The organism is Acinetobacter sp. Ac8 (genome assembly GCF_055392545.1).
This window is the reverse complement of record NZ_AP043689.1, coordinates 2,481,721-2,496,492: the sequence shown is the minus strand read 5'-3', so window position 1 is coordinate 2,496,492 and position 14,772 is coordinate 2,481,721. Positions and strand designations below refer to the sequence as shown.

The following is a 14,772-nucleotide window of genomic DNA, read 5'->3' as shown; positions in this document are numbered from 1 at the left end:
ATGATAAAAAAAGGATAATTATTATGTCTAATTCTACAAATCAACCAGGTTCAGATCAAAATAACCAATCATCTAAGCAACCTGATAGCGATAAAGGTAATCAATCTCAAAAACAGCAACAAGGTAATCAAGATCAGCAAAATGCTGGTGTTAAACCTAAACAAGATAATAATGCAAAAGAGCATCAGCAAGCTCCCAACTCAAAATGATATTTTTAAAAGCATGATCTTGTAATCAAAGGGGTTTATACCCCTTTGATTCATAAGGAGTTATAAAATGAGCATGAAAAAAGTTACAGTACATAAAATGTTTGAAGAGTTTCATCAATATCCTATCGTCCAATACATAGGGGAATATGATGAGCGATCTAACTTGATTAATGTATATAATTCATTCAATCAAAAGTTGAGCCGAATCTTTGGTACTTATCAATGGGCTCAAATTGGAACAGATGACATTTTCTTCATTGAAGAAGATCCAATGTATAGAAGTTTTTTGGACTGAAGCTAAATTTTTTAAAGGAGATAATTATGAGAATTAGTGTATTCCCAAGATTAAGAAATCAATCGTTCAATGACTTTTTGTTGGCTGACATTAAACAAAATAAGAATGATTATTTACACCGAATTAGATATGAAAAGTTTGATTATCAATTTATGAATACTGATGAAATTAGAAAAGAGTATTGTAGAAATTATATAACCTTAAAGAATTAAGGATTACATATTTCAAAATTTTTTTTTAAGACTTGAATTGATAACACATGTAAGATTTTTATAATTATAAAACAGTTTATTACCGTTAATAAAGTATCAGAAAAATCATTATGAATTACATTGGTTGTCAGAATTGATATAAATAAGACCAAAACTAAAACATAGAAATTTCTATTAATATATTGATTTGTCATAAAGAACTCATTTTGTAATTGTTATATTATAACATTTTTCTGCGTAAATTTATATCTAGGAATGTTATTAAATGAAATGAATTATTTCTCGAAATCAAAAAATAGATGTAAGATCAAGTTTATTAATGAGTTTTTAGATTAATTTTTCTTGTAAATTAGAATTTATAATTGATTTTTATAAATAAAATAAATATATATATAAGAAAACTTGATTAATTTAATTTTAGGTATACAATGAACATAACTAGAAAAAATCATGTTTGGTAAATCTTCTCTAAGTACCGCAGTATTAGTCATAATCCTTCGTTTTTTTCAGATTTAAGCTCCATTCTTTATTATTTCGATGTTACACATAGTCTATAAACTGACTAAAATTTTTAAAAAATAGGATTTATTATGTCTAATTCAAATATCATTAAAGGGACTGTTAAGTGGTTTAACGAAGCTAAAGGTTTCGGTTTTATTCAACCAGAATCAGGTCCAGATGTCTTTGCTCATTTTAGTGAAATCGCTAGCTCAGGTTTCAAAACGCTTGCTGAAGGGCAACCTGTTGAATTCAGTATTGCACAAGGTCAAAAAGGCCCAAATGCTATAAATATTGTTGCTGTATAAGTAATTATAGATAGTAATAAATAAGAGCACTAAATAGTGCTTTTTATTTTCTCTTAAAATTAATTTTAAGATTGTCGATAAGTTTAAAATTAGGATGTAAATTGTTAAAAATAAGTGATTTAATTGCAAAATCTAAAAATGGTACAGAAATTATTGTGTCTTTAATTCCTCTAAATAAAATACAAAGTACACGTGAAGGTTTCAAAACAGTTGAAGTTGGTAAAAGGGTTCTGCTTTCTACTGGAATCGAAGTTGATTTAAATTTAGATGGACGTACCTTCTATACATCTATAAATCAACTATTTAAATTAAATGATAGAGTTATTTAAATAAAACTCAATTAGCTATTGGATACTTAGGTAGATCCATTATTTCTACCATAATTTTATTAGGATATCGTAATGCTTAAACAAAATATCAGTGTTAAAGACCAGTTTGGAATAAAATATCTCATCCAAGCAACAGTAGATAACTATTTCGCCAATACCCAATGTTTTTCAAATTTAAAATACATTACAGTTGAAGGTGAAGACATACGACCTAGCTTCGAAATGTTTTTCCAAAGTACATTAAGTGGTAAAATTTATAAGATTGACAAAATCTCTTAGTTCTCTTTAGCCATATCCCTGATAAATCCTGTTAATGTATTACAGACTTGCGCTTAATAAATATTCTAAATTTAGGCAAGTAACTAACAGGATTTATTTAAAGATTTTGTATTTTTCGCAAGAATCAAATGAGTTTATTGTTTTGAAAAATGCGAAAATGATATAGCTAATAATTTTAATACAATATTCTAAAAAATTATAAGAATCATTCAACTTTTGTGTAAGGCTCTTCCGCTGGATAATCACGATGTGAAGGAGCTGAATAACATACCTCTGCATCTGGGTATTCTTCACATGAAACTGCTTCAATACATCTATCTTTGTCTTCACACTGCAGTGGGGATGCTGAACTGATAGTATTCTCTATACCATCTTCTGGTTCACTAACTATAGTTCCTACAACTACTTTAGGTTGAAAAGACTTTTGACTACAAGCAGTCAGAAATAAAAAAGAAAGTGTACTTAAAATCAAAAATTTACCCATCATTCAACCTTTTTTTTTAAATATTTATATATTATTATAATATATAAAGTACTAAGATTTAGCTCAATAAAAATATTTAGTCTATCATCTTGGAAATTTGTGTATCACTATGTAGATAGTTAATTTGAGTTTCTTTCATTTCATTTTTTAACCAATCTAAAAAAATGATCTTTCTTGGATCTTCTGTAATATTTGTATGAGACAGCAAATAATAAGAGGAATTATCTTTAATTATTGGAGTTATTTTTTGAAGTGCTCCTCTGTCTAACTCTTTTTCAATCATATATATAGAAATAATAGTAGCTCCTAATCCTGCTAAACATCCTTCTAGACACAAATAAAAATGTTCCAATTCAATTTGGGGCGATTGATGTAGGAACTCTTTAAATTCAGTAATTCTAATTAAATTTTTCGAAAAATTTGGACGTGATAAAGAAACTAATAATTCATTTGTATGTACTTGATGAGAAGCTTGAACCATCACCATGTACTCATCGGAAATCTTTTCACTAAAAATGTGTTCTCCCCAATTGAAATCATTTCTCCGGATAGCTAAATCAATATTGTTTTTTTCAAAATCAACTGTACCTCCACCAGTAAGTAAGACAACATTAAAGTCATGTCCAAGATCTTTAAACTTAGATAATCGGGGAATTAACCATTTCATAGAAATTGTGGGTTCACAAGAAAGAACTAATTGTTTTTTATCAAATTTATCATTTTTTAATTCTGTTAGACATTCATCCAATTGGATGAAAATTCTTTGGCAGCATTTAAAGAGTAATTCTCCTTCTTGAGTTATAACTAAAGATTTATTGCGTCGCACGAACAATTGAATATTTAAAGATTCTTCAATATTATAAATTTGTTTACTTACAGCACTTTGAGTAACAAATAATTTTTTTGAAGCTTTAGTAATACTATTATATTTGGCAACAAAATAAAAAAATTTTAGCGAATTCAAAGATATTCTTTCAATCATTTCAAAAACTCATATAGAACTAATACTTTAAATCTCAAAACAACTCTAACCGTCATTAGCATTCATACTTTGATTAGGAATATTACAACACTTATCATAAAATTTAAGGGTTATTAATGTCTTTCCAACTATCTACAATATCAGCCCATTGTTGCATCATATTACTACGCTGCTCCATATACTTTGCATGATTATATGATGCCCTTGTTTTGTTTTGATCTGCATGAGCTAACTGTTTTTCAATCCAATTTTCATCAAAATCTTTTTCATTCAAAATTGTTGATGCTGTAGCCCTAAAGTCGTGTGCAGTTACTGTCTTTAGTCCCATATTTTTTAATGCAACATTAAGAGTGGAGTTCCCAATAGTATTAGAGTTATTGCCATATACACTAGGGAACACGAACTCTTTATTACCAGACTCAATATACTGAGATTTTAATAAACTAAATAACTGATTTGACATAGGAACTAAGTGTATTCTATTTTTCTTTGTTGTACGTTCTTGATTGTTACTTCTAGTTGAGATAGGGAAATTAATAATTTTTGACTCAAAGTCAACATATCGCCACTTCATACGTCTAATTTCGATTGAACGAAGCATCGTATAAGACATAGTTAAAAGGGCATTTCTGACAGTTAAGGAACCTTTAAAGTTATCTAATCCTCTTCTGAAAAGTGCTTGCTCTTCTCTTGTTAGAGGACGTGCATGTTCAATTTCGGGGCGCATAAGTACACCACGTACTGCATAAGTTGGATCTATTTCAGCTCTCAATGTTGCAATAGAATATCTCATCACAGCTCCTATAATCTTTTGATTATTCATTGCTGTAACTTCTCCTGTGCCATGCTTCCCATTGCTTCTAATACGATTAACTGTCGATTTAATAATATATAAGACATCTGCCGAGTTTATATCTTTTACATTTTTTTCACCTATTACTGGTAAAATATCAATCTCTAATGATTTCCTAAATTTATTAATATAGCCATCGGAACGACTAGACAACATTTCAGATATGTATTCATTCGCAATATGCTTAAAAGTATTTAGATTATTTATTTGAGCTTCAAATTTTTCTTGTCTACGAATCTGTATGGGATTTATGCCATCATCGAGGAGTAATCTTGCTTGATCTTTAGCTTTGCGTGCATCAGCTAGACCGATAAGAGGGTATTCTCCTAGGCTTAACATAGAAGCCTTGCCATTATACCTATATCTATAACGCCATAATTTTGTTCCAGTTGATCGAACTTCAATGCAAAGCCCATTGTTATCGGCTATTCTATACGTCTTATCACGTGGTTTAAGACTTTTTATCTTGGTATCTGTAAGCATAGTGAGTAACTTATAATAATTGTGAGGACAATAAAAGTTACTCACAATTTTACTCACATAACTAGATTTTGTATAGTTTGGTTATGTTTCTATATATTTTATAAATTATTAATATTTATAACTTATATTGTGGTTCTGATTTCCTTAGATTTGTAATGATTTCAATAATAATGCTTTCAGATGATAAAAACTATTTTGTTGCCATCCTTCCAGTGAACCATCAATTAAATTTAAAGAAAGTGGCGAGTACTTTTGCTTGTAAAAAACTACATATGGCTGATCCTAAAGATGCAGAGCGTTTAACTGGATATTTAGTCGGTGGAATCAGTCCTGTAGGTCAAAAAAAGCGTTTAAAAACGGTGATTTGTGAAAGTGCTCAGCAGTTAAGTAAAATGTATGTTAGTGGTGGGAAAAGGGGCTTGGATATTGGGGTTAATCCACAAGATTTAGCTAAGGTTTTGGGTGCGAATTTTGCTGATATTATTGATGAATAAGCATTGTTTTTAGAGTTAAATTTAAAAAAGCTGTTATTCACTATATTAGTCACAAAAATATTGACTCCACTAAGGCAATAGAACTGAAAATTAAAGACCAAGATTACAGTCATTCATTCAAGATATGAACCACCTTTGCGGTGGTTTTTATTGTATAGATGAAAGTGGAACTAAATTAAGTAAGCAAAATTAAGTAAGCAAAACAGGTGGTAGTTTTAAAACCTAAATAATCTTTTCCATATTCATACGATTTTGGATGAACAAGCCAAACTCTCACATTTCTAGCTAGCGACTACACACGTTATTTCAGTGTTATGCCCGATTGCTGGGTGGTCGCTGTGCGAATAACATCATCAGATTGATCATAGCGAGATTGGCACACCTGAATGGTGTCCATATTCTCGACAGTCCAGTCGTAGAGCGCGTTAAAAGGCAATTTGAGTGATTGACCAAGTGGCGTCAAGGCATATTCCACGCCTAGAGTTTTCCCATCTATAACGGTGCGTGTCACCATACCATTGCGTTCTAACTTGCGAAGCGTCTGTGTCAATACACGTTGGGTAATACCATCAAGACGCCGTTTGATGGCGTTGAAGCGACGTGGTTCATGTAACACCATCAAAACCAGCATTGACCATTTATCTGCGATTTGATCGAGAATGGCACGGCTTGGGCAGTCGGCACGGTAGATTGGATCGTGATCAGGGTTCATAGGTATGCTCCAAGATACTTAGGATGCTTAAGGTGCGTAATTGACACTAAGTATACATAAGATACCATGATTGCACATAGCTAAAATCAAGGGTATATGATGACCATTCCAACTTATTCCACACTTCACATTGAGTATGATCGAGGCGTGGCGACTGTCAGTATTAACAATCCACCAGTTAATGTATTGGATGTTGCATTGATGAGTGATATTCGAGCTTTTCTTACTCAGGTACGTGATGACCCACAAACACGTGTAATCGTGTTCCAAAGCGCCGATCCTGAGTTTTTCATCGCTCATGTAGACATGACCTTAATTGATGAGCCAAATGCTTTTGACCAGTTCGCAAAAGATGTACCTAATGGATTGAATCCATTTCAGGCTTTAGGAGAGATGATTCAGGCACAGCCGCAAGTGACGATTGTTAAGCTCGAAGGCTTGGCGCGTGGTGGCGGTGCTGAATTTGTAGCAGCAGTGGATATGGCATTTGCTGCTATTGGGCGTGCTGGCCTCGCCCAATGTGAGGCATTGATGGGGATTATTCCTGGTGGTGGTGGTACTCAATATCTTTCACAGCGTATGACACGGGGGCGTGCATTAGAGGTAATTCTTGGTGCTGAGCTGATTGACGCTTTGCTAGCCGAACGATATGGCTGGGTAAATCGTGCGCTTCCGGCAAATGAGTTAGACGCTTTTGTTCATCGCATCGCCACAAATATTGCAGCTTTACCTGAAGGAGTCATCGCCGCTGCAAAGAAAGCAATCCCACCAGCGGATTTAAGCGAAGGCTTCCTTCGAGAGCACAAAGCATGGGCTGGTCTGTTTGCGCGTCCTGCTGCTGAAAAACTCATTCGTGGCGGCTTGCAGGCAGGTGCTCAAACAAAAGTAGGCGAACAGGATTTAGAGCAGCTACTCCGCGATTTATCTGCATCCTGAGGTCTTGCTGCTGTCTAATATTCTGCTCTAGCTTATTCCTGAGGTTTGCGGTCGAGAAATACTGCCCCCACTTTTTAAGACTAATACAGTTTATGCAATTGAGAGACGATGACAATAGTTTGAAGTATTGACCATCTATAGGGAATAAGCCATATTTTTGCTACAGTGAACCAAATTAAGATTATCTATTTACTAGGCCTCGCATTTGCGGGGTTTTTAATGCTGAATAAAAGGAAAACTTGATGGAATTGCCCAATATTATTCAACAATTTATTGGAAACAGTGTTTTAGAGCCAAATAAAATTGGTCAGTCACCATCGGATGTTTATTCTTTTAATCGAAATAATGAAACTTTTTTTCTTAAGCGATCTAGCACTTTATATACAGAGACCACATACAGTGTCTCTCGCGAAGCGAAAATGTTGAGTTGGCTCTCTGAGAAATTAAAGGTGCCTGAACTCATCATGACTTTTCAGGATGAGCAGTTTGAATTCATGATCACTAAAGCGATCAATGCAAAACCAATTTCAGCGCTTTTTTTAACAGACCAAGAATTACTTGCTATCTATAAGGAGGCACTCAATCTGTTAAATTCAATTGCTATTATTGATTGTCCATTTATTTCAAACATTGATCATCGGTTAAAAGAGTCAAAATTTTTTATTGATAACCAACTCCTTGACGATATAGATCAAGATGATTTTGACGCTGAATTATGGGGAGAGCATAAAACTTACCTAAGTCTATGGAATGAGTTAACTGAGACTCGTGTTGAAGAAAGATTGGTTTTTTCTCATGGCGATATCACGGATAGTAATATTTTTATAGATAAATTCAATGAAATTTATTTTTTAGATCTTGGCCGTGCTGGGTTAGCAGATGAATTTGTAGATATATCCTTTGTTGAACGTTGCCTAAGAGAGGATGCATCGGAGGAAACTGCTAAAATATTTTTACAGCATTTAAAAAATGATAGACCTGACAAAAGGAATTATTTTTTAAAACTTGATGAATTGAATTGATTCCAAGCATTATCTAAAAATACTTAATTGTCTTTTTACGTCGCTAAATTTTAAATAAATAAGTGAAGAGCGTTAGTGGAGCCATTGATTTAAAGTTTTATATCACCAATAAATCTAAATTTTGGTTTTTAAAATGAGCTTATTTAAAATAACTAAAACTGTTTATTAGTTTAACTTGTGATTTAAGTTTTTTTGAATATAAAAGTGTTAATTTATGAGCTTTACAAGTTTATTTAAATTTCATCGTGCAACATTTTTAACCAATTTTATTATCGATGGTATTTTTTTGTCTGCTTTTCTTTTCTTAGTCTTTTATCTATCTGTCAGCCATATAGTATTTTATTAAATTCTTATGGGAAATGACGAATGTTAAATTATCTTAAGAGCTTTAATAATATCAATACTTATTTGATTTTATCGATAATTCTGCTGTTAATCATAATATCTCTAGATTATTTCTAAACTGAATGAATGTTTATAATGAGTGATTCATATTGCTATTGAAATCGCCTTCTCACTTTGAAAGAAGGCGAGGATGAGGGGCTTTTATGTTGATTTATCGTTTTAAAAATATCTTATAAAAGAAGCCTAATGTGTTTTCTTATATAGGTTTAAACATAATTGTTGTATATATTAAATCTAATTGATCTTATAATTTTCCTTTATTTTTTTGTATTGTTTTGCAGGTTTAAAAGTGAAAATTTCTAAAGGATTATTGAGTCTCATCAGCTATGCTTGTTTAATCATCAGTTTTCCAGTGATTGCTAAAACCAACACAAGTTTAGTTTCACCTAAAAAAGGTGTGATTTGTGATCAATATATTTGTGTAAATAACAAAGGTGTATCAAAATCACTTACAGCTCAATATTTAGGAACCCAAAAAGCGAATAAAGTTTTCTCACAAGGCGATTTTGATCACTCTGCATTTACTTTCTCAAATGGGGTGTTCTGCGATACAAATACAAAACGATGTCATGTAGATCGATATTTTGACAATGGACATCGAAGTAAAGTTAATCAAAAGATAACAGATCAGCTTTTTAATAATAAGTAATTCTTTGCCATAAATCGGCTAAAGAGCTCACCCGCAGATGGGCTTTTTGATTGATCTTCAAATTTTTAGAATGCTGTGTTCTATTAAATAAGATTGTATAAATCTATATACATGTTAATAATTACCAATAGATTTATTAAATCATTCCTTCTTCCCCCTCTGAATTGGAATTTTAATTTGTCTAACAAACCCTTCAATCGAAGGGTTTGTTTTATAAAAATTATGAATTTAGTCATTTCATCAATTACTTATGCTTTTTGTAAAATAATTCATGTTTTTGTTTGAAAGTGTGACTTGTTTTGCTAAATTTCGCTTGGATTTATTGAACAGAAAAGTAATGAACATGAATAAATATTTTGCAGAATTTATTGGAACATTTTGGCTGGTCTTTGGAGGGTGTGGTAGTGCAGTACTTGCTGCAGCATTTCCAGAATTGGGTATCGGTTTTGTCGGTGTTGCACTCGCGTTTGGTCTCACTGTACTGACTGGTGCTTACGCATTAGGTCATATTTCAGGTGGACATTTCAATCCCGCAGTAAGTATAGGTTTATGGGTTGGTGGTCGTTTTAATGCAAAAGACTTAGCACCATACATCATTGCTCAAGTCGTAGGTGGTATCTTCGCTGCATTTATATTGTATTTGATTGTACAAGGTCAAGCAGGATTTACTGGTACGGGTGGATTTGCAACAAATGGTTTTGGTGATTTATCGCCAGGAAAATATTCTTTGCTTTCTGCATTATTAATTGAGATTGTCTTAACTGCCGTTTTCTTAATTGTAATTCTCGGTTCTACAGATAAACGTGCACCAGCTGGTTTTGCACCTATTGCTATTGGTTTGGCATTAACTTTGATTCATTTAATCAGTATTCCTGTCACCAATACTTCGGTCAATCCTGCACGTAGTACAGCAGTGGCTTTGTTTGCTGAAACGGCTGCGCTGAGTCAATTATGGCTTTTCTGGGTTGCACCAATTGTTGGCGCTGTGATTGGCGCTTTAATTTATAAGTGTTTTGAGCAAAAAAATATCCAATAGCATTAAAGATCTTTCATAAATCAAAAAATGATCATGTGGAGTGAATCATATTGGTATTGAAAATTCTTTCTCCCTTTGGGAGAAGGCTAGGATGAGGGTGCTTTTATGTTGATTAATGGTTTTAAAAAGGACTTATGAAAGAAGTCTATTATCAATACGCCTAACTCTAGACAACATCATAAAAACCTCCCTCGGGAGGTTTTTTTCATGACTGAGATTAGGTTTAAATAAGTGGTACTTCAGCTAATATTTTTTGAGCTGTTTCATCGCCATTTAAATATGCGCCATGAACCGTACCCGCATATTTCAAGCTACAATGTTCGCCAGCAAAGAAGATTTTTTCTTGAATTGGTTGATGCAACACTTTAACAATATCCTCACTGTGCTTTAGTGAGGGAAAACTAAAAGAACCATAGCTATAAGGGTCGGCGCCCCAACGTGTAACGATGAGTTTTTTAGGTGTATGGGGAATATTGTTAAATTGTTTCTGCAAGTTACTAAAAATAAACTTTGATATTTCATGATCCGCTGAATTATCAATAAACTCAGATTGCTTTCCTCCAAACAGCATTAAATAAATGGGTTTTTTATAAACTCCAGATAAGTCTAGAATATTAAAACAACCAAGCTCATTCCAATAGAAATCACTTATCTTGTCTATCGGCATTTTGGATCTAAAAGAAAGTGGTTGTTCTAATTCAAAAAATACTTTATTAAAGGATCCAAATCCAATATCTTGAATAGATTGAGTATAGTGATGAGGTAATGGAGGATAAAACGCGATATGATTTTTCTTTAAAATTCCTAGTGGGACAGTAACCACTACACGGGAACCTATATAAAAATTATCATTGGAATCAATAATTTTGACATAATCATTTTCACAGATGATTTTTTTTACATCAACATTGAATTGAATGTCGATTTTTTTTGAAAGCACGTCTATAACTTGGGCATAACCATTGGGAAAAATAACTTCATCACCATCAAAATAACCTTCGTAATTTTTGTAATTTGATGAAAGTAGCTCAAGATTTGTCGCAAATGGGTCATTTGCTATTCGATTGAAAAAGTTAAATAATAATTGTTTAAGATAATCTTCTGAAAATGTATTACCTGAATAATGTAGAGAAGAAATTATTTCTTCAGTCGCCTTGAGGGCAGATTGCGTTTGTGTTTGAGAAAGTTGCTTTTCTATTTCTTCTACATAAGATTCAAACTCTTGAACTTCTTTGTCAGAAAATAACAACCCATTTTCATGAAAATATTGTGATTTGTCATAGTTAAATACAGTTGTTGCTATATGGTTCTCTTGGGTAATTTCCCAGATAGGATTACCTTCAACGCCATGAATCCATGATGCACCTAAATCAAAAACATCAGCATCAGATTGCAATGAATCTATGCGCCCACCTGTGCGAGATCTCGCTTCGAGTATGGTAACTTTTTTACCATTTTCTTGTAATTTTTTAGCGCATGCGATTCCTGCTATCCCAGCGCCAATAATAATAATCGGTAAATTAATATCGCTATGTTCCAACATAAAAATCTATAGCTCAGTTTTGTATCTAAAATTAAGATAATACACCTTATACTTCTCAGATAAAATTATTTGATTTTTATTTTAAAAAAAACAATAAATTATATTTTATCACATTGATTACAGGTTCTTTAGAATGGCTGAGGCTGTTGAATAATAATCTTTTAATATGAGCTTTTTTTGTTTTCGATAAAAGCACCAAGTAGAATGAAATTAAAGTCATGCTTATGCGACCAATGCGTACTCGCAATGGCTGCTATTTAAAAATAAATATTATATAATTTATTGAATTTAAATGTTTTTTATGGGTGTTTATCGTTTTTAATATTATTTCCCTCTAGCTAAATATATTCATAACTTTGCAATTTTGTTACTGATCAATATTTAAAATATTTTTATAGGAATATGCGCTGAGGAGATGGCGTAATCAAACAGGAATGAGTTTTTTTAATTTATCTAAAAAGTATGATTGAAAACTACACTTGATTCTACTAAAATAAAAAAACTTCATTGGGGAGTAGCCGCTTTTTACCTCAGGTAAAAAGGTGATGGTCAACATAATTGCTTAAACTGGCATGGTCATCATAGCAAAGAACCAAATGATCCTCCGATCATAGATTTCTTTTTGTTGGCAAGACCTTTGATTTATGACTCTGCTATGGCTAGCAAGAGTAATAAATCATTGGTAATTATTGCTAGCCAGAGAAATTATTATGATATCTGCTTTCCTAATCTCTCTTGCTGTAGTTGCTTTATCTGAAATGGGAGATAAGACCCAATTACTGGCACTACTGCTTTCTGCACGATTCCGAAAACCTATTCCTATTCTAATCGCTATATTTCTTGCGACACTGGTAAATCATGGTGTTTCTGCCGTACTCGGGCAGTGGATTACGACTGTTCTTAGTCCGACTGTCTTATTGTGGATTGTTTCTCTAGGATTTATTGGGATGGCCGTATGGATGTTAATCCCAGATAAGCTAGATGATGAATCTGGAAGTATCGATAAGTGGCAAAAATACGGTGTCTTTGGCGCAACCTTTGTGCTTTTCTTTTTGGCAGAAATTGGTGATAAAACTCAAATAGCGACTGTGGCATTAGCTGCTCGTTTTGACAGTATCGGCTGGGTAACTGTAGGTACCACCTTAGGAATAATGTTGGTGAATGCTCCAGCCGTATTTATTGGTAATAAGCTTGCAGAAAAGCTTCCAATTTCACTCATTCATAAAATTGGCGCACTTGTCTTTTTAATTATTGGTGTTGCTGCACTTATTCAACATTACATTTTCTAATGACAATGAAGCGATTTAACCGAATACCAGTAAGCTGGCAACGCATGTTTTTTATACCGTATCTACTTGTACTACCACTGATCACTTTACTGTTATTAGGTTTAGCTGGGAGTTGGTCGGATAGTGTTCGTTTGGCATTTTTATCACTACCAGGGTGTTGGTTGTGTTTTCAAGCCACAAAAAAATCAAATTTATTTTGGAAATTATTTTCAATCATTTGGTGGTTTATTTTTATATTTCATACCAGCTTACTCTCAGTAAGTTGGTTGTTGTTCAATAGTGACGCTGAAGCATATTCAATTATTGAATCTATCGCGAATACAACATTGAATGAAAGTTTAGAATTTTTTCAACTGCATCTTGGCTTTTTTATCCTATTTGTTGGCTTGATTTTAAGCGCTTTGATTTTATATTTTTTTATTTTATTTAAATATTTTAATACGCGTGAGTTCCATGATCAGAAAGTACATCGATTAGGACGTTATGCTATAGGTTTGTTATTTCTACTGTGTACTGTCAGCTATGCGATTAAGCCTTCAATTGCTTTACATCCATTGCCATTTTGGTATGGATACTATGGCAAAATTCAAGATTTCAAACAGCGTATTCTACAGCATGATCAGATACATAAAGAATGGACATTGAATGCAGAACAGCGCTTAGATTTTAGTGGTCAATTGAATAAAAGGCAGACACATACCATAGTTTTAACTGACAGCATTACCAGTTTTAATTTTGGATTATGTGGCTATCCACGAAATACAACACCTGAGTTAACTCAACGGAGTGAACTATTCAAAGTCTTTTGTCGTGGATACTCACCAGCATCTTCTACTATTCAATCTTTACGTTATTTGTTTAATGATGGTACGCGAAATGCAATGGATGATCATGCCCCTGAAAATATTATGGCATACGCTAAGGCTGCTGGTTTTAAAGTTTATTGGATTAGTAACCAAGATGATGTTTATATCTCTTCACTTTTTGCCTCATTTGCAGATGAAGCTGTTTTTATCAATAAAAAGTCAGGTCGTAGTAGCACGTCATTAGATGAAAATATTCTGCCCGCTTATAAAATTGCATTGGATGACCCAGATCCTCGTAAGTTGATTATTCTGCATCTCATTGGTTCACATCCAAATTATAAGTTGCGCTACCCAGAACAATTTTCTAAGTTTAATGATTCTAGCAATGATGAGGTTGAAGAAAAGCTTGAACGAAATGAGATCAATCACTTAATTCAGTTAAAACGCAATGAATACGATAACAGCATACTTTACCAAGACTGGGTTGTTGCAAAGTTATTCGATCTTTTAATTTCCACACAATCTGATTTTAGATCTTTTACCTTTTTATCGGATCATGGTAATGAAGTCGGGCATGCTAAAAACTATGCTGGGCATAGTGCAAATACTGAAGCTGGCTACCGTATTCCAATTATTATTTGGTATGATCATATGCCGACTAAAGGAATAGTCAGTGAAAAACCAATTGATGCCAGTGACCTAGATCGATATGTATTACACCTCATGGGTGCTCATGATCGATTGGATCGTAAAGAAAAATTGTGTTGGTTAGATCAAACTTGTAATTTTGTACCTCAGTTACTTTGGCATTCACCAAAATAAACAAGCGATATTATATTAGCTTTGGACAAAATTTTTGCTAAACCGTATCGCTCTGGTTGATTGGGTCAGATTGGCTTCGACAAGATCTAGATGAAATAGCATTTTAAAGAAGCGACACAATTCACG

At 33.0% G+C, this 14,772-nt stretch carries 16 protein-coding genes, 1 pseudogene and 1 riboswitch; of the genes and pseudogenes, 12 read left to right on the top strand and 5 right to left on the bottom strand.

Annotated features, from left to right (window positions below):
* Positions 1–23 precede the first annotated feature (23 nt).
* From ACZ5QH_RS11755 to ACZ5QH_RS11735, 5 genes are all read left to right on the top strand, one after another.
* A complete protein-coding gene (locus ACZ5QH_RS11755) occupies positions 24–209 on the top strand; it encodes a hypothetical protein (RefSeq protein WP_303576016.1) in 186 nt (61 codons plus the stop codon).
* 67 nt (positions 210–276) lie between these two features.
* Positions 277–504 (top strand): hypothetical protein, encoded by a 228-nt coding sequence (locus ACZ5QH_RS11750; protein ID WP_004720139.1) that lies wholly within the window; start codon positions 277–279, stop codon positions 502–504.
* Positions 505–1,306: 802 nt separating this feature from the next.
* Positions 1,307–1,522 (top strand): cold-shock protein, encoded by a 216-nt coding sequence (locus tag ACZ5QH_RS11745; protein ID WP_004720143.1) that lies wholly within the window; start codon positions 1,307–1,309, stop codon positions 1,520–1,522.
* A gap of 101 nt (positions 1,523–1,623) precedes the next feature.
* Complete coding sequence (locus tag ACZ5QH_RS11740) at positions 1,624–1,851, top strand: hypothetical protein (protein WP_004720147.1); 228 nt, start codon at positions 1,624–1,626, stop codon at positions 1,849–1,851.
* Positions 1,852–1,923: 72 nt separating this feature from the next.
* Entirely contained in the window at positions 1,924–2,130 is a 207-nt protein-coding gene (locus ACZ5QH_RS11735) for a hypothetical protein (protein WP_004720149.1), read from the top strand.
* Positions 2,131–2,335: 205 nt separating this feature from the next.
* On the opposite strand, the gene ACZ5QH_RS11730 is transcribed toward ACZ5QH_RS11735, so the two are convergent.
* The 3 genes from ACZ5QH_RS11730 to ACZ5QH_RS11720 form a co-directional block, all read right to left on the bottom strand.
* Positions 2,336–2,614: a hypothetical protein gene (locus ACZ5QH_RS11730; protein ID WP_139422801.1), complete on the bottom strand. Its 279-nt coding sequence runs from the start codon at positions 2,612–2,614 to the stop codon at positions 2,336–2,338.
* A 76-nt stretch (positions 2,615–2,690) separates the two neighbouring features.
* On the bottom strand, positions 2,691–3,596 hold the full coding sequence (locus tag ACZ5QH_RS11725) for a LysR family transcriptional regulator (RefSeq protein WP_303576017.1): 906 nt from the start codon (positions 3,594–3,596) through the stop codon (positions 2,691–2,693).
* Positions 3,597–3,699: 103 nt separating this feature from the next.
* Positions 3,700–4,932 carry a tyrosine-type recombinase/integrase gene (locus ACZ5QH_RS11720; protein WP_035372282.1) on the bottom strand — a complete coding sequence of 411 codons (1,233 nt, stop codon included), beginning with the start codon at positions 4,930–4,932 and terminating at the stop codon, positions 3,700–3,702.
* A gap of 167 nt (positions 4,933–5,099) precedes the next feature.
* On the opposite strand from ACZ5QH_RS11720, the pseudogene ACZ5QH_RS11715 reads away from it, so the two are divergent.
* Positions 5,100–5,426, top strand: a pseudogene (locus ACZ5QH_RS11715) (aminoacyl-tRNA deacylase); the annotation flags it as partial.
* Between the two features lie 301 nt (positions 5,427–5,727).
* Here the strand turns inward: ACZ5QH_RS11715 and ACZ5QH_RS11710 are convergent.
* Positions 5,728–6,138 carry a winged helix-turn-helix transcriptional regulator gene (locus tag ACZ5QH_RS11710; RefSeq protein WP_303576018.1) on the bottom strand — a complete coding sequence of 137 codons (411 nt, stop codon included), beginning with the start codon at positions 6,136–6,138 and terminating at the stop codon, positions 5,728–5,730.
* A 99-nt stretch (positions 6,139–6,237) separates the two neighbouring features.
* On the opposite strand from ACZ5QH_RS11710, the gene ACZ5QH_RS11705 reads away from it, so the two are divergent.
* The 4 genes from ACZ5QH_RS11705 to aqpZ all read left to right on the top strand — a co-directional run bounded on the left by ACZ5QH_RS11705 (position 6,238) and on the right by aqpZ (position 10,186).
* A complete protein-coding gene (locus ACZ5QH_RS11705) occupies positions 6,238–7,074 on the top strand; it encodes an enoyl-CoA hydratase/isomerase family protein (protein ID WP_303576019.1) in 837 nt (278 codons plus the stop codon).
* A 242-nt stretch (positions 7,075–7,316) separates the two neighbouring features.
* A complete protein-coding gene (locus ACZ5QH_RS11700; RefSeq protein WP_084852397.1) occupies positions 7,317–8,096 on the top strand; it encodes an APH(3')-VI family aminoglycoside O-phosphotransferase in 780 nt (259 codons plus the stop codon).
* Between the two features lie 724 nt (positions 8,097–8,820).
* A complete protein-coding gene (locus tag ACZ5QH_RS11695) occupies positions 8,821–9,150 on the top strand; it encodes a YcgJ family protein (protein WP_390883228.1) in 330 nt (109 codons plus the stop codon).
* Positions 9,151–9,493: 343 nt separating this feature from the next.
* A complete protein-coding gene (gene aqpZ / locus ACZ5QH_RS11690; protein WP_303576020.1) occupies positions 9,494–10,186 on the top strand; it encodes an aquaporin Z in 693 nt (230 codons plus the stop codon).
* Between the two features lie 223 nt (positions 10,187–10,409).
* Here the strand turns inward: aqpZ and ACZ5QH_RS11685 are convergent, their stop codons facing one another.
* Positions 10,410–11,729: an NAD(P)/FAD-dependent oxidoreductase gene (locus ACZ5QH_RS11685; RefSeq protein ID WP_303576021.1), complete on the bottom strand. Its 1,320-nt coding sequence runs from the start codon at positions 11,727–11,729 to the stop codon at positions 10,410–10,412.
* A 497-nt stretch (positions 11,730–12,226) separates the two neighbouring features.
* Positions 12,227–12,372, top strand: a riboswitch (yybP-ykoY riboswitch).
* 70 nt (positions 12,373–12,442) lie between these two features.
* Here ACZ5QH_RS11685 and ACZ5QH_RS11680 point away from each other — a divergent pair.
* On the top strand, positions 12,443–13,018 hold the full coding sequence (locus ACZ5QH_RS11680) for a TMEM165/GDT1 family protein (protein WP_171077802.1): 576 nt from the start codon (positions 12,443–12,445) through the stop codon (positions 13,016–13,018).
* Between the two features lie 5 nt (positions 13,019–13,023).
* Positions 13,024–14,646, top strand: a complete 1,623-nt coding sequence (locus ACZ5QH_RS11675) for a phosphoethanolamine transferase (RefSeq protein WP_336622611.1) — start codon at positions 13,024–13,026, stop codon at positions 14,644–14,646.
* Positions 14,647–14,772: the final 126 nt, after the last annotated feature.